General features: G+C 73.0%; 13 protein-coding genes. 9 read left to right on the forward strand and 4 right to left on the reverse strand.

Annotated elements, in window-relative coordinates; translation table 11 throughout:
* Positions 1-523: 523 nt before the first annotated feature.
* From AB0K36_RS13425 to AB0K36_RS13445, 5 genes are all read left to right on the forward strand, one after another.
* Positions 524-1,735 carry an NAD(P)-dependent malic enzyme gene (locus tag AB0K36_RS13425; protein WP_364592630.1) on the forward strand — a complete coding sequence of 404 codons (1,212 nt, stop codon included), beginning with the start codon at positions 524-526 and terminating at the stop codon, positions 1,733-1,735.
* Between the two features lie 298 nt (positions 1,736-2,033).
* Positions 2,034-2,630: a phosphoesterase gene (locus AB0K36_RS13430; protein ID WP_364592633.1), complete on the forward strand. Its 597-nt coding sequence runs from the start codon at positions 2,034-2,036 to the stop codon at positions 2,628-2,630.
* Complete coding sequence (locus AB0K36_RS13435) at positions 2,627-4,192, forward strand: alkaline phosphatase D family protein (protein ID WP_364592636.1); 1,566 nt, start codon at positions 2,627-2,629, stop codon at positions 4,190-4,192. The genes AB0K36_RS13430 and AB0K36_RS13435 overlap by 4 nt, the downstream gene beginning before the upstream one ends.
* A gap of 63 nt (positions 4,193-4,255) precedes the next feature.
* Positions 4,256-5,221 (forward strand): zinc-binding dehydrogenase, encoded by a 966-nt coding sequence (locus AB0K36_RS13440; RefSeq protein WP_364592639.1) that lies wholly within the window; start codon positions 4,256-4,258, stop codon positions 5,219-5,221.
* Positions 5,222-5,284: 63 nt separating this feature from the next.
* A complete protein-coding gene (locus tag AB0K36_RS13445; RefSeq protein WP_364592642.1) occupies positions 5,285-6,688 on the forward strand; it encodes a cellulase family glycosylhydrolase in 1,404 nt (467 codons plus the stop codon).
* Here AB0K36_RS13445 and AB0K36_RS13450 read toward each other — a convergent pair.
* Positions 6,654-7,511 (reverse strand): MBL fold metallo-hydrolase, encoded by an 858-nt coding sequence (locus AB0K36_RS13450; RefSeq protein WP_364592645.1) that lies wholly within the window; start codon positions 7,509-7,511, stop codon positions 6,654-6,656. The genes AB0K36_RS13445 and AB0K36_RS13450 overlap by 35 nt on opposite strands.
* 121 nt (positions 7,512-7,632) lie before the next feature.
* Here AB0K36_RS13450 and AB0K36_RS13455 point away from each other — a divergent pair, with 121 nt between their 5' ends.
* From AB0K36_RS13455 to AB0K36_RS13465, 3 genes are read left to right on the forward strand one after another with little or no spacing between them, the layout of a single operon-like run.
* A complete protein-coding gene (locus tag AB0K36_RS13455; protein WP_364592648.1) occupies positions 7,633-10,389 on the forward strand; it encodes a type 1 periplasmic-binding domain-containing protein in 2,757 nt (918 codons plus the stop codon).
* Positions 10,390-10,437: 48 nt separating this feature from the next.
* Complete coding sequence (locus AB0K36_RS13460; RefSeq protein WP_159687353.1) at positions 10,438-10,647, forward strand: helix-turn-helix domain-containing protein; 210 nt, start codon at positions 10,438-10,440, stop codon at positions 10,645-10,647.
* Positions 10,647-11,219 carry a Clp protease N-terminal domain-containing protein gene (locus AB0K36_RS13465; protein ID WP_364592651.1) on the forward strand — a complete coding sequence of 191 codons (573 nt, stop codon included), beginning with the start codon at positions 10,647-10,649 and terminating at the stop codon, positions 11,217-11,219. Before AB0K36_RS13460 ends, AB0K36_RS13465 begins: the two co-directional genes overlap by 1 nt.
* A 32-nt stretch (positions 11,220-11,251) precedes the next feature.
* Here the strand turns inward: AB0K36_RS13465 and AB0K36_RS13470 are convergent, their stop codons facing one another.
* Positions 11,252-12,256: a PadR family transcriptional regulator gene (locus AB0K36_RS13470; protein WP_364592654.1), complete on the reverse strand. Its 1,005-nt coding sequence runs from the start codon at positions 12,254-12,256 to the stop codon at positions 11,252-11,254.
* A 1-nt stretch (position 12,257) separates the two neighbouring features.
* A complete protein-coding gene (locus tag AB0K36_RS13475; RefSeq protein WP_364592656.1) occupies positions 12,258-13,127 on the reverse strand; it encodes a DUF4097 family beta strand repeat-containing protein in 870 nt (289 codons plus the stop codon).
* A gap of 174 nt (positions 13,128-13,301) precedes the next feature.
* Between AB0K36_RS13475 and AB0K36_RS13480 the strand changes: the two genes are divergently transcribed.
* Positions 13,302-14,060, forward strand: coding sequence for a hypothetical protein (locus AB0K36_RS13480; RefSeq protein WP_364592659.1), 759 nt, complete (start codon positions 13,302-13,304; stop codon positions 14,058-14,060).
* 66 nt (positions 14,061-14,126) lie between these two features.
* Here the strand turns inward: AB0K36_RS13480 and AB0K36_RS13485 are convergent, their stop codons facing one another.
* Positions 14,127-14,309: a DUF6104 family protein gene (locus AB0K36_RS13485; RefSeq protein WP_005312030.1), complete on the reverse strand. Its 183-nt coding sequence runs from the start codon at positions 14,307-14,309 to the stop codon at positions 14,127-14,129.
* Positions 14,310-14,337 lie beyond the last annotated feature (28 nt).

Below are 14,337 nucleotides of genomic sequence, written 5' to 3' on the forward strand. Positions count from 1 at the left end.
ATCGGGGTCCTCCGGCGGGTGAGGGTGGAGTTACCAGGTCGTACTGCACTCATCTTCGAGTGTCGCGACCTTGTCTGTTTTCGGCATCTTGCCATTCGGACGAGCGCATTCAGGGGGCCACGCATGTCAAAATCGGATAACGGGTCACCCCCGAACCCCGGCGGGCCGGTACATCAAGGCCGGACCATTCGCTGGAAAGCCTTCTTCCGGCCGGAAGATCTTCGGTCGTCTTGCCTTCTGGACGGGTTCGGCTGCACCTGGCGGGCTTGTCCGGGTTTCTGGCTATGAACCGCGTCACCGAGCGCATATCGACTCGTCCGCGGTGTGGTCCGTCCGGTAAGAAGGATCCTTACACCCCTCATCCGGGGCTCAGGGCGCGTGTGCGGCGCGCCCGCGCGTACGTACCTCCCCCTGCCCGGGCGGGCCAATCGCCCTAGTGCAGGGAACGGACGCGGTGCCCGCCCACCCCTCCTCAACCAGGAGTGGCCACCCTCAACTGATGAAGACCTAAGGGGTCAACCACATGGCAGCGGAGATCGTCAATCCTCGCAGCGACAGCGCCGACACGGAGAGCGCCGACGAGCCCTTCGATCCGGCGTTCGCACTGCACCGCGGCGGCAAGATGGCCGTCCAGGCCACCGTGCCGGTGCGGAACAAGGACGACCTGTCCCTCGCTTACACACCCGGCGTCGCCAAGGTCTGCACCGCCATCGCGGAGCGGCCGGAGCTCGTGCACGACTACACCTGGAAGTCCCAGGTCGTCGCCGTCGTGACGGACGGAACGGCGGTGCTCGGTCTCGGAGACATCGGACCGGAGGCATCCCTCCCGGTCATGGAAGGGAAGGCGATCCTTTTCAAGCAGTTCGGCGGCGTGGACGCGGTCCCGATCGCCCTCGCCACCACCGACGCCGACGAGATCGTCGAGACCGTCGTGCGTCTCGCGCCGTCCTTCGGCGGAGTGAACCTCGAGGACATCTCGGCACCCCGGTGCTTCGAGATCGAGCGCAAGCTCCAGGAGCGCCTCGACATCCCCGTCTTCCACGACGACCAGCACGGCACCGCCGTCGTGACCCTCGCCGCCCTGCGCAACGCGGCCAAGCTCACCGGGCGCACGCTCGGTGACCTGCGCGCTGTCATCTCCGGCGCGGGCGCGGCCGGTGTGGCGATCGCGAAGTTCCTGCTGGAGGCCGGTCTCGGCGACGTGGCGGTCGCCGACCGCAAGGGCATCGTCAGCCGTGACCGCGAGGACCTGACGCCGGTCAAGCGTGAGCTCGCCGAGCTCACCAACCGTGCGGGTCTCTCGGGCTCCCTGGAGAACGCGCTGGCCGGCGCGGACGTCTTCATCGGCGTCTCCGGCGGCACCGTGCCGGAGGCAGCTGTCGCCTCCATGGCGCCGGGGGCGTTCGTCTTCGCCATGGCCAACCCGAACCCGGAGGTGCACCCCGACGTCGCGCACAAGCACGCGGCGGTCGTGGCCACCGGCCGGTCGGACTACCCGAACCAGATCAACAACGTCCTCGCCTTCCCGGGGATCTTCGCGGGCGCGCTGCAGGTGCGGGCGTCCCGGATCACCGAGGGCATGAAGATCGCGGCGGCGGACGCGCTCGCCGACGTCGTCGGTGACGCGCTCTCGGCCGACTACGTGATCCCCTCGCCCTTCGACGAGCGGGTCGCGCCCGCGGTGACCGCTGCGGTCGCCGCGGCGGCGCGGGCGGAGGGCGTCGCCCGCCGCTGACCCGAGTCGGCACCGCGGCTGGACGAACCGGGCCGTGTCGTATCCCGTGCGGGGGTACGGCACGGCCCGTTTCTTGTCGCCCCGGCCCCCGAACTTCCCATGGCGGGGGCCGGGGCGCGTCCGGCCCGCGCTTCCCATGGCGGGGGCCGGGGCGCGTCCGACGGTGCGACGCGGGGCCGGGCGCGGTGGCCGAATCGGTGCGGGTGTTCCCGTGGGGGTCTTCCGGGGTTCATCCGGTGCTGCTGTGATGCTCGGCGGTCCGCGTCGGCGGCCGGTACACGTCACCCAGGAGGCCCCTGTGAATCTGGTCGTCAACGGCGATGCCGAGAGCGGGCCGGGAGGGAGCGCCGAGCCCGTCGGCAGCGTGACGGGCTGGGTCGTCGCGCAGGGCGCCCCGGCGCTCGTCGGGTACAACGTCGGCGCCGGCTATCCGACCCCCGCCGATCCCGGGCCGGTCCGCCGCGGCTCCCGGTTCTTCAGCGGCGGCGAGTCCCCCCGTACCGCCCTCGTGCAGGACGTCGAACTGCCCCGCACCGGTGCGACCGGCCGGGCCGCCGTCGACGCGAGCCGGGTCCGGTACACGCTGACCGCCTGGCTCGGCGGATACGCCGCACAGGAGGACGGCGCCAGGCTCTCCGTCGAGTTCCGCGACGCGAAGGGCACGCCCGTGGCGCTGAGCGTGCTCGGACCCGTGACCGCCGCGGACCGCGGTGCACGCACCGGCCTGCTGGAGCGCACCGCGTCCGCCGCCGTGCCGCCCGGCGCCCGCAGCGCACGCCTGCTGCTCGTCCTCACCCGCAGCGGCAGCGGGACGTCCAACGACGGGTACGCCGACGGGATCTCGCTCGGCCTGACGGCCACGGCCGGGGCCACGCGCACGGGGGGACGCGCATGACCAGGACCGACCGACGGAATCTGCTCAAGGCGGCGGCCGCCGCGGGCGCCCTCAACCTGGCGTGGCCGCTGAGCGCCGGGCTGTCGCCGGCCCAGGCCCGAGAGGCGGCGGAGGCGCTCGGCGCCGACTACGACCCGGCGCCGTTCACCCTCGGGGTCGCCTCCGGTGACCCGCTCCCGAACAGCGTCCTGCTGTGGACCCGGCTCGCGCCGGAACCTCTGGCCGCCGAGCAGCCCCTGCCCGAGGTCGTCGAGGTCGAATGGACCGTGGCCCTGGACCGGACACTTCGCCAGGTGGTGGCCCACGGCACGGCCCCGGCCTCCGCGACCCTCGGCCACAGCGTCCATGTGCCCGTCCCGGGGCTGCGCCCGGACACCCGCTACTGGTACGCGTTCAAGGCCCTGGGCAGGACCAGCCGGATCGGCCGCACCCGCACCGCGCCGGCCGGAGGCGTCCGCCGGGTCAGGTTCGCCGCCGCCAACTGCCAGGCGTTCCACGACGGGTTCTACGCCGCCCACCGCGGAATCGCCCGCGAGGACGTCGACTTCGTGGTCCACCTCGGTGACTACATCTACGAGCACGGCCAGGTCGGCGGTGTCCCCGCGGACCACGTCCGCGACCACGAGGGCCCGTCGGTCTTCACCGTCGCCGACTACCGCCGCCGCCACGCCCTCTACAAGGGCGACGCGTCCCTGCGCGAAGCGCACGCGGCTCACCCGTGGTTCCTGACCTGGGACGACCACGAAGTGGTGAACGACTACTCGGGGACCGGCGGCGGCGCGCCGTTCATGCAGCGCAAGGCAGCCGCGTACCAGGCCTGGTACGAGCACCAGCCGCACCGCGACGACGGCGCCTTCGCGCTGCCCGATCCGGAGATCCACCGTGTCCGCCGCTGGGGCGACCTGCTGGAACTGACGGTGCTCGACCTGCGTTCGTACCGCTCCGGGCAGAACCTTCCCGACGGCACGATCCTCGGCGAGGGGCAGAAGGCCTGGCTGAAGCGGGGCATCGACCGGGCGCCCGACGCGTGGCACGTCTGGGCGAACTCGATCATGCTCAGCCAGCTGAGGGGCCGGCCGGGCGGCCCGTACATGTTCACCGATCAGTGGGACGGCTTCCTCGCGGAGCGCAAGGAGGTGCTGGGCCATGTGCACAACAGCGGCCTCGAGGACCTCGTCGTCATCACCGGCGACTGGCACTCCGCGTTCGTCGACGACATCAGGACCGACTTCGACGATCCCGCGTCCCCGGTCGTGGGCACGGAGTTCACCGCGCACTCCGTCACCTCGGGGGCCTACTCGGCGGACTGGAACCGGACGAACGGCCCGCTGATGGGCGCGGCCAACCCGCACCTGAAGTACTTCGAGGGCAACCGCTACGGCTACGACGTGTACGAGGTGACTCCGGAGCGGTTCAGCGCCCACATGAGGGTGATCGCGGACCGCCGGGACCCGGCGTCGCCCGTCACCACGCTGACGAGCTTCCACGTCGACCGGGGCAGCACCGGTTCGTACGAGGACCCGGCGACGAAGCACTCGCCGGCCCAGTGGCGGCGGGAGTAGCGGGACGCGTGTCACACCGGTGCGTGGTTCCGCCACGCACCGGCCCGCCCTACTCTCAAGGTCATGTTCGCCGCCTACGCCGCCCGCATCGACCGCGACCAGCCGCTCAACGGCCTTGAACTGGGCGAACGCCCGGCACCTCAGGCCCGTCCCGGCTGGACGACCGTGACCGTCAAGGCCGCTTCCCTCAACCACCACGACCTGTGGTCGCTGCGCGGGGTCGGTCTCGCGGAGGACAAGCTGCCGATGATCCTCGGCTGCGACGCCGCCGGCGTCGACGAGGACGGGAACGAGGTCGTCCTCCACTCCGTCATCGGGCAGAGCGGCCACGGTGTCGGCCCCGACGAGCCCCGTTCCATCCTCACCGAGCGCTATCAGGGCACCTTCGCCGAGCAGGTCAGCGTGCCCGCCTGGAACGTGCTGCCGAAGCCGAAGGAGCTCACCTTCGAGCAGGCCGCCTGCCTGCCGACCGCCTGGCTCACCGCCTACCGGATGCTCTTCACCAACGCCGGTGTGCGTCCCGGCGATTCGGTCCTGGTGCAGGGCGCGGGCGGCGGCGTGGCCACCGCCGCGATCGTGCTCGGCAAGGCCGCGGGCCTGCGGGTGTACGCCACCAGCCGCGACGAGGCCAAGCGCAAGCGCGCCGTCGAGCTCGGGGCCGAGGAGGCGTACGAGCCGGGTGCCCGGCTGCCGCGCCGGGTGGACGCCGTCATCGAGACGGTCGGGGCCGCGACCTGGTCCCACTCGGTCAAGTCGCTGCGGCCCGGCGGCACCCTGGTGATCTCCGGGGCGACGAGCGGTGACCGGCCCGCGCACGCCGAGCTCACCCGGATCTTCTTCCTCGAGCTGAAGGTCGTCGGCTCGACGATGGGCTCCAAGGACGAGCTGGAGGACCTGCTCTCGTTCTGCGCGGCCACGGGTGTGCGGCCGGTCATCGACGAGGTGCTGCCGCTGGACCGGGCCAGGGACGGTTTCGAGAAGATGGCCACCGGTGAACTGTTCGGAAAGATTGTCCTGACGAACTCTTGATGGTCCGTCAGTTCTGCTGATGGGATCTCCGGCACTGGTCCACGACCGTGCCGGAGGTTCCCCATGTACCGCCGACTGCTCGCCGTCCTCGTCTCCACGCTCCTGCTGCTCTGCGCCGCGCCGGCCCGGGCAGGCGGCACAGCGACCGGCGCCGCGCCGGACGGCATCCCGCGGCTGACCGACGACCGCGGCCGGGTCCTCACCCTGCGCGGCTGGAACGTCGAGGACAAGACCCACCGGGGCGAGGCCGCCCTGTCCGCGATCACCGAGCGGCACTTCCGCGACCTGCGCGCCCAGGGCTTCAACTTCGCCAGGCTGCTGGTCTTCTGGGACGACCTCGAGCCCGAGCGGGGCAGATACAGCGAGCGGTACCTGCGCAAGATCGACCAGGTGCTGGACTGGGCGCACACGCACCGCGTCCATGTGCTGATCGACGCCCACCAGGACGTCTTCGGCCCGGCCTTCGGCCACCGCGGCACCCCCGAGTGGGCGACCAGGACGGACGGGCTGCCGTTCACACCGCACCCCGACGACTGGTTCGCCGAGTACTTCGAGCCCGCCGTGCAGCGCGCGTTCACCCACCTCTACGAGGACCCCGATCTGCGCGGCGCCCAGGCCGGGATGTGGCGGGTGCTGGCCGACCGGTTCGCGGACCACCCCGCCGTCATCGGCTACGACCTGATCAACGAGCCGATGGGTGAGGTCCGGGAGGGCGAGGACCTGCCGACGGCCGCCCGCCGTATCGAGGCCGAGCAGCTCACGCCGATGTACAACCGGATCGCGGACGCGGTCCGTTCCGTGGACCCGGACACCTGGCTGTTCGTCGAGCCGACGCCGATCGTCGGAGAAGGCGTGCCGACCGGCCTGGGCCGGATCGACGATCCGAGGACGGTCTACGCCCCGCACTTCTACAACACCGCCATGGAGGCGGGCGCCGACCACGACCCGTCGGCGGGCTGGATCGAGGCGTACGAGCGCGCCGTGACCGAGTACCCCGCGCGGTACCGGATGCCCGTCGTGGTCGGCGAGTGGGGCCCGCTCAACAACGCCCTGCCGAACATGGGCCGCTTCTACCGGGAGGCACTCGCCTCCCTCAACCGTTACAGCTCCGGCTGGGCCGGTTACGTCTGGTGCTACGGGGGCGGATACTGCGCGGTCGACGCGGAGGGCCGCTTCCGCACCAACAAGGAGCAGACCGCCGCCCCCTACGCGCCGGCCGTGGCGGGCAGGGTGACGGCCGAGGGGTACGCACCGGACAGCGGGACGTACCGGCTGGAGTACCGCTCGTCGCGCGGCGTCACCGAGGTCTCCGTGCCGCCCGGCGCGAGCGGCTGGCGGATCGAGGTGACCGGCCCTGCCGGGCCGCGGGTCCGCACGGTCCCGGCCGGCCGGACGGCCACGGTACGGATCCACGCCCGGCCGGGCGAGCACGTCACGGTCGGCGTCGGTCCTCGTAGACCACGATGAAGTCGCCGCACGGTCCCTGACGGCGGGCGAGCGCGTCGCGCAGCCGGCGCAGATGGGCGGTCGTCAGCTCGAGCGGCGGCTCGTCCGGCTGGTGGGTCGTACCGCGCGGATAGTCCTCGTCCGGGGTGCGGGTCATCTCGATGTGACAGCCGAGGACATGGGTCACCGGATTCGTCGCGCAGAAGGCCAGCAGCCGGTCGACCGTGGCGGCGAACGCGGGGACGTCCCTGACGTAGAGCCGGCCCGGGTAGAGCGAGTCGCCCGTCAGCAGCAGACCGGTGTGCCGGTCGTGGAAGACGACGGCGGCCTCCTCGTGACCGGGTCCTGGCAGCAGGTCCAGTACCCGGCCGCCGAGATCCAGTTCCGTGGGGCGCAGCGGCCACTGATCGAAGCCGAAGTACGCCGTCACCGCGTCGAGGGACGGTCCCACGACCTCGGTGTGCGCACGGTCCGCGAACTGCGCGTCGCCCGCGATGTGGTCGCCGTGCCCGTGGGTGTGGGCGACGACCAGCCCGTACCGCTTCCGCGGGTGCCGGCCGAGCCATTGTCCGATCAGCGCGTCGACCGTGGCACGCAGGGGCATCGTGGCGGGGTCGGCGGTCGCGCCGGTGTCCAGCAGCAGCGCCCGTTCGTTCCCGAACAGCAGGTAGAGGAACGGCGCCTCGAAGTGCACCGACTTGTTCTGACGCAGGATCAGCGTGTGCTCGCTGTACGCGTGGACCTGGATCGCGGGCGCGGTGTCGTCCCCGGGCACCGGGCCGCCGGCGTGCCAGCGGACATCGAGGCTGCCCGCGACGGGAGCGTCTGTACGGAAGTCGATCACGCGGCCCACCGTACGCGGCCCTCCGGTCCGCCGGGGAGGGCCGCCCGTGACGATTGCGGCCGTCTGATGCGGGGCACGAGCTCTGACACCACGCGGTCGCGCGTGAAGGGGGAGGACAAACGTGTCAACGGGGGATCAGCAGAGCCGGATTCCGGCGTACCCGGGCGTCGAACGCTTCGTCGACGCCTTCGACAAGCTCGTCGTCCAGCCGCGGCGCAGCCGCAGCCGGGTGCCCGTCGTGCTCCTGAGCGAGCCGGGCGACGGGCAGGCCGGCCGCCGGATCGTCGCCGGGCTGCGCACCCGGTTACGCGGCCGTGAGGGGCGGCTCGCCCCGCACGCCTGCGTTCCGGCGGCGCCGGCCGACCCGGCGGAGCCGCCGCTCGACCTGTTCGAGCAGATCGCCTTCCAGCTCGACGCCTCGATGCCGCCGGGCACCGGGCGGCTGCGGCTGCCCTCCTACCGGCTGCTGCGCGCCGTCGTCTGCGCGCCCGCCGCCGGCGGCCTGATGGAACGGCGTCCCGGGGAGCTGCTCGACCACTGCTACGCCCAGCACCGAGAGGTCTCCGGGCTCGCCCGTGGCCTGTGGTGGCTGGGAGGCAGGGACCAGGCCAACGGCGGCACGCTGCTCGAGCTGCTGTGGAACTTCATCGCCGGACCGCTGTTCCAGCGGCTGCCGCGGGCTCTCTACGGCCGCCGGGCCAACCGCCGGATGCTGGGCCGCGGGCGGTCCGGCGGCCGCCGGTGGTACGCGGAGTGGGTGCGGCAGCAGCAGGGCACCCCGCCCTCCGAGTTCTTCCGCTCCGCCCTCGACCTGGTGGGAGGCGGCCCGGAGGGCGACCCCGAGCAGCTCGACCGGATCCTGGTGCACGCGCTGCTCGCCGACCTGGAGGCCGCCGGGCGTAAACGGGCCTTCGACCCGTGGCGGCGGCGCCGGGTCAGCCGCTTCGTGCTCCTGGTGGAGGAGGCAGGCCCCGCCGAGTCGCGCATCCAGCGTTTCCTGAGGGAACTGCGCTCGGCGATGGAGGACCTGAGGTGCACCTCGGTGGTGGCCGTGGCCGCCGGGGTGCGCACCCTCGCCAGCCGGATCCCCGACATCGAGGTCCCCGGGCTGTCCGCCGCCGGGGCTGACCTGGCCAACATCGCCCAGCGCGGCACCCCGCCCGGCCGCCCCTCGGGCATGGTGGTCCCCGTCGAGGAGGGGCCGGAGGACGACCAGGCCGCCACCTATTGGCTCGGCCGCTGGCCGACGCTCGCCCCGCCCACGCACCGCTGGGGGCCGGGCGTGGAGGTGGCCGGCGCGCTCGGCGCCGGGGTGCTCGCCCTCGTGGTCGCCGCCGGGCTGCTCGTCGGTGTGCCGTTCACGACCGTCGGGCCCGACCCGTGCCTGGGCTCCACCTTCCTCGGCACGGACGGGCAGTGCGTCGGTGTCGCGGAGGGCGCCGCGTCGTTCGGCACGGGTGACAGCGAGCGGGCCGTACGGGACGTGCTGCAGCGCATAGAGCAGCAGAACGAGCAGGTGGAGCAGGAGCTCTCCGGCCGGGACGCCGACGACCCGCGCCCCCGCTCGCGGACCGTCGTGTACTTCGGGCCGCTCAGCGGCGGCAAGGACGCGGAGGACCCGGTGCGCGGCGGCACGCTCGCCGAACTGCGCGGCCTCGCACTCGCGCAGGCGTATGTGAACGCGCAGGCGCTGCGCACCGGTGAGCGGGTGCCGCTGCGGGTGCTCGCCGCGAACGCGGGCGACCGGTTCAAGGACGCCCCGGCGGTGGCCCGGCGGATCGTCGACCTCGCGGAGAAGGACCGTTCGATCGTCGGGGTCGTCGGTTTCGGCCAGAGCAGGCGGCGCACGTACGAGGCGATGGGCATCCTCGGCGAGGCGGGCCTGCCGATGGTCGGCACCTCCGGCACCGCCGACGAACTGCTCCGCCAGGGCGAGCATTACTACCAGACGGCGCCGACGGACGCCCGGGCCGGCCAGGTGATGGCCTCCTTCGCCGAGCACGCCGCGATGGTGGACGGCCGGACCGCGGTGCGGGTGCGGCTGATCGCCGACCCCTCGGACGCGTACAGCGCGAGCCTGGCGACGGCGTTCCGGTCGGCGTACGGCGACGGACGCACCGACATGCTGCTCTACACGCCGACGGACGCGCCCGAGCCCTCGCCGGTACCGGGCGGCCCGGTGGGGCCCTCGGTCCAGGCCATGGAGGATCTGGCGCGGGAGGTCTGCCGTGCGGTGGCGGCCGAGCCGCGCACGGCGGTGGTGTGGGCGGGGCGGGGCAGCCACTTGCAGCTGTTCCTGGGGGAGCTGGCGCGCGACTCGCGCGACTGCCCGAAGGTCGCTGTGCTCGGTGGGGACGACGTCACCAACGCGCTGACGGAGGAGCACCGTCCGTGGGAGGTCTTCGCCGGGCTGACGCTGTACTACGTCTCGCACGGCAGGGCGCCTGCCCTGTCCGGGGCGAGCGGCGAGGCCGCTGCCTTTCTCTCTGCGTACGACCGCACCTACGCGGACGACCACGGCGCCCGCACCGGCGGGATGCGGCAGGACGCCCATGTGGCGCTCGCCTGGGACGCGATGCGCTATCTGGCGGAGGGCGTCGACCAGGCATGGCGTGGAACGGGCGGCAACGACGAGCGACTCGACCGCGGTCTGCTTCAGGCGGTGCTCTACCAGGGGCTCGGCGGCGGGGGCTTCGACGGGGCCACCGGACGGATCGAGGCGCACGGGGCGGCCGGCGGCGGCCGGCTGACGGAGAAGAAGCTGACGGCGGTGGAGCAGGGCGGCGCGAAGGGATCGCGGACGGTGCTGCTGTGCGGGACGGTGGCGCGCGGTGACGTGCGCGACGTCTGGGGGCCGGAGAAGCATCCCTGCCCCTGATGTCAACCATGGTTGACACTCCCGCCCTGTCAATGTAGGTTGACAGGCATGACCGAAGCAACAGAACTCGCCGAGCGTGCGGGCGACCGCGATCCGCGCGTCGGGCTGCGGGCGGTGGCCGCGCTGCGGCGGCTGCTGGAGCAGCTGGAAGCCGTACAGGTCAGAAGCGCCCGCAACCAGGGCTGGTCGTGGCAGGAGATCGCGGCGGAGCTGGGTGTCAGCCGCCAGGCGGTCCACAAGAAGCACGGGAGGCTGTGATGTTCGAGCGCTTCACCAAGGACGCCCGTGCGGTGGTGATCGGCGCCACCGCATGCGCGGAACGGGCCGATTCGTCCACGGTCACCGAGGAGCACCTGCTCCTTTCCCTGCTGGACCTCGGCGGCTCACGCACCGACTTCGCGTTCACGGCCCTCGGCGTCATGGACCGGCGGGCCGACCTCGAGGCGTCCCTGGCCGACGTGCGCCGGCGCGGCGGCATGACCAAGGCGGACGAGGAGGCCCTGGCCGGACTGGGCATCGACGTCGGCGCGATCGTCGCCAGGGTCGAGGAGACCCACGGGGCCGGCGCGCTGGCCGGCGACCGCAAGGACCGGCGCTGGTGGTCGGGCCACCGCGCCTTCACCCGGGAGGCGAAGTCGGCCCTGGAGAAGTCGCTGCGGATCGCGCTGGGCCGGCGGGACCGGACCATCGGCGCGGAGCACATCCTGCTGGCCCTCGCCTCGGGCCGCGGCGTCGTCGCGGAGGTCCTCGCCGAACACGGGGTGACCTACGGCGCGCTGGAGCGGGCGATGTTCGGCGGGACGGACGGCGGCGCGGCGCGGGCCGGTTGACCCGGCCGCACCACCGCCCGGCCCTGGGCCGGTCAGTCCTTGCCGCTGCGCAGCAGAGCGACGATGTGGGCCGCCGCCGTCGACAGATGGCGGCGGGCCTCGCCCAGTTGCTCCACCGTCACACCGTGGTCGCGTGCCGCGTCCCGTACGTCGTCCCGGAAGCGGTCGAGCAGCCGCTCCAGGTCACGGGCGGGATCGGCCGAGTCCTTCGGGTCCACGGTGTCCTTCGCCCAGTCCGGGTCCGCGCCCGCGGGTTCCGGCTTGACGAACGGTGGCCAGGCCGTGCCCCGCGCCAGTCCGCCGAGCTGACCGGTCAGCTCCGACAGACCCTCGCGTACGCCGGTCGGCCAGTCGCCGCGGGCGAAGTGGTCCTGGACCTGCTCCTGCACCTGCCGGGCGATCCGCTGCATCTCGGCGCGGGCGGTCTCCTGCGCCTCCTGCGCCTGCCGGCGGGCCTGCTGGGCGTCCTCGCGGGCCCGGCGCGACTCGTCCTTCGCGCGGCGCGCCTGCTCCTTCCACTCCTGCCTGGCGCGCTTCAGCTCCTCCTTCGCGACCCGCCACGACTCGCTGTCCGCGAGGTCGCCCAGATCCCCGAGGTTGCCGAAGTCGCCACGGCCGGGGCTCCATTCGCCCTTGCCGGGGCCGGTCTTGCGGGTCCGGGTCGCCGCCGCGCGCATGTCGCTGCGCAGCTTGCCCGCCGCGCCGCGGACGTCGTCGCGGATCTCGGCGGCCAGTTCGGAGACCGAGTCGCGGATCTCCAGCTCGAGGTCGGCCAGTTCGCCGCTGCGTCCGGCCAGTTCCGCCCGGCCGGCATCGGTGATCGAGTAGACCTTGCGGCCGCCCTCGGTGGCGTGGGTGACGAGCCCCTCGGCCTCCAGCTTGGCCAGCCGCGGGTAGACGGTGCCGGCGCTCGGTGCGTACAGCCCCTGGAAGCGCTCCTCGAGCAGGCGGATGACCTCGTAGCCGTGGCGCGGCGCCTCGTCGAGCAGCTTCAGCAGATAGAGACGGAGCCGACCGTGGGCGAAGACGGGGGGCATGTCAGACCACCTTCCCACTCGGGGCGTCCGCGGGTGTTTCCTCGTAGGGGCCTTCCTCCGCCGGAGGCCGGCGGAGCAGGGCGATGGAACCGGACACGGTGGTCGCCTTGAGCGTCCCGGTGCCCGCGCCCAGGGTTCCGGTGATCCGCTTGGCGCCCCACTGGCCGCTGACCCGCAGGGTGTCGAAGGCGTTGGAGATCGCGCCGCCGGCGGTGTTCGCGTCGACCCGGGCGTCCGCCGGGTGCGGCAGCCGGACCGCGATCTCGCCGGAGATCGTGGCCAGCCGGATGTCCGCGGGCTTTCCGCCCGGGTCGAGGTCGATCACCATGTCGCCGCTGACCGAGTCGGCCTTCACCCCGGCGCCCGCGCCGTCGATCACGGTCAGGTCACCGGAGACGGAGTTGTAGCGCAGGTCGCCGGTGACGGACTGGGCCTCGAGGTTTCCGGTGACGGTGTCGGCGCGGACGGCGCCCGACAGTCCCACCAGGGTGGTGTCGCCGCTGACGCCGCGCACCACCGTCGTGCCCCGGACGCCGGAGACGACCGCGCCCGCGCCGACGACGCCGACCTCGACGGTCGTCGCGGCGGGAACCGCGATCGACACGACGGCGCTGCGGCGGTGGCCCTTGCGGTCGAGCCACTCGAGGAATCCCTTCCAGGGCAGGTCCTCGTAGGCGATGGTCAGGGTGGACCCGTTCCTGGTCACGACGAGGGGCGGGCCCTCGATCTCGGAGACCTCGAGGCGGGTGGAACTCTCGTCCGTGCCCACGACGTTGACCGTCCCGTTGACGACGCGCACATTGAGCGTCGTCAAGGGGTCGTCGAAGGTGAGCTTCTGGGGCTCGGCGACTTCCCACGTCGTCTCTGCCATGGTGCTGACCTCCCGGGGCCGGCCACGACGCAACATATCGCGTCTAGATGGCAACACGATATATCGCGGTGGGGTGATGTCAAGCGCGAGCGCACCGTGCTCGGGCGGCCTCCAGGCGGGGCGACGCGCCGCATTGGCGACGATTACGGGGCGAACTGCCCTAGCGTGGGGCGCATGAACGCGACACCAGCGGGAGCGCTGCTGCTCTGCCGTGCCGAACCGGCGGCCGTCCGGCTCCCGGCCCACCTGCTGCGCGAACCGATGGTCCTCGCTCCCGCCGGGCAGGAATGGAGCGTGCTCGTCCCTGAGGGCAGCCCTTGGCGGGAGGGCGGCGAGGCGGTCGACGCGGTGCTCGGCGGCTGGGCGGCCGCACTGTCGATCGGCACCGGCCGTCCCGTCCTGGCGCTCTGGTGGGACGGCGACGGGGCCGGGTTCGTCATGGCCTCCGGCTTCCGCCGCCCGGTCGGGTACATCTGGCTCGCCGACGGCACCCCGGTCGGCGAGGACGAGGCGATGCGGACCTTCGCCGCACGGCTCGGGCTCGACCCGGTCCTCGACCTCCAGGCCCTGGAGCCGCTGACGGTCCCCGACGCCGCGTCCGACGCGAGGGCGAGACTGGTCGGCCTGACGGCCGTGCTCAGCCGCCACGGCCTCGTCCTCCCCACCGGCCTGGTGCCCGGCGCCCCGGCGGACGCCCTCCGTACCGCCGCCCACGCGGCGGCCGTCGAGGAGACCGACGCCGCCGACCTGCCCGAGCCGGCGGCGAGGCCGCGTGCCTCCTGGCTCCGCGCGGCGGGCGCGGTCCAGCTGGCGGCGGGGCTGGCACTGGTGGCGCTCGGGGCGCGACGGCGCAGCGGGGGATGGGCGGCGGCCGGGGCGGTGCTCATCGTGCACGGGCTGATGCCGCCGGTACGGGAGCGGCTGCGGTCCTGACAGGCCGCGCGACCCTCCCCGGCCCGGGAGACGGACGGCGCGGGGGCGAGCCCGCGCGGCGGACCGCTACTCCTCGTCGTCCTCGTCGTCCAGGCGTGCCAGCCACGTGGCGAGGCGTTCGACGGGGACCTCGAAGTCCGGGTTGAGGTCGACGAAGGTCCGAAGCTGCTCGGCGAGCCACTCGAAGGTGACCTCCTCCTCGCCGCGCCGCTTCTCCAGCTCCTCGATACCGCGATCGGTGAAGTACATACGAACAGAATATGGCCCGGCCCCGCGA

Origin of the sequence: Streptomyces kurssanovii (assembly GCF_040677245.1) — a bacterium.
GTDB lineage: Bacteria > Actinomycetota > Actinomycetes > Streptomycetales > Streptomycetaceae > Streptomyces > Streptomyces kurssanovii.

Bases quoted from the DNA above. Each gene is read 5' to 3' on its own strand.
- AB0K36_RS13480 (WP_364592659.1), top strand. From the start codon at position 13,302: ATGAACGCGACACCAGCGGGAGCGCTGCTGCTCTGCCGTGCCGAACCG.
- AB0K36_RS13460 (WP_159687353.1), top strand. From the start codon at position 10,438: ATGACCGAAGCAACAGAACTCGCCGAGCGTGCGGGCGACCGCGATCCG.
- AB0K36_RS13470 (WP_364592654.1), bottom strand. From the start codon at position 12,256: ATGCCCCCCGTCTTCGCCCACGGTCGGCTCCGTCTCTATCTGCTGAAG.
- AB0K36_RS13465 (WP_364592651.1), top strand. From the start codon at position 10,647: ATGTTCGAGCGCTTCACCAAGGACGCCCGTGCGGTGGTGATCGGCGCC.
- AB0K36_RS13425 (WP_364592630.1), top strand. From the start codon at position 524: ATGGCAGCGGAGATCGTCAATCCTCGCAGCGACAGCGCCGACACGGAG.
- AB0K36_RS13475 (WP_364592656.1), bottom strand. From the start codon at position 13,127: ATGGCAGAGACGACGTGGGAAGTCGCCGAGCCCCAGAAGCTCACCTTC.
- AB0K36_RS13445 (WP_364592642.1), top strand. From the start codon at position 5,285: ATGTACCGCCGACTGCTCGCCGTCCTCGTCTCCACGCTCCTGCTGCTC.
- AB0K36_RS13435 (WP_364592636.1), top strand. From the start codon at position 2,627: ATGACCAGGACCGACCGACGGAATCTGCTCAAGGCGGCGGCCGCCGCG.
- AB0K36_RS13440 (WP_364592639.1), top strand. From the start codon at position 4,256: ATGTTCGCCGCCTACGCCGCCCGCATCGACCGCGACCAGCCGCTCAAC.
- AB0K36_RS13485 (WP_005312030.1), bottom strand. From the start codon at position 14,309: ATGTACTTCACCGATCGCGGTATCGAGGAGCTGGAGAAGCGGCGCGGC.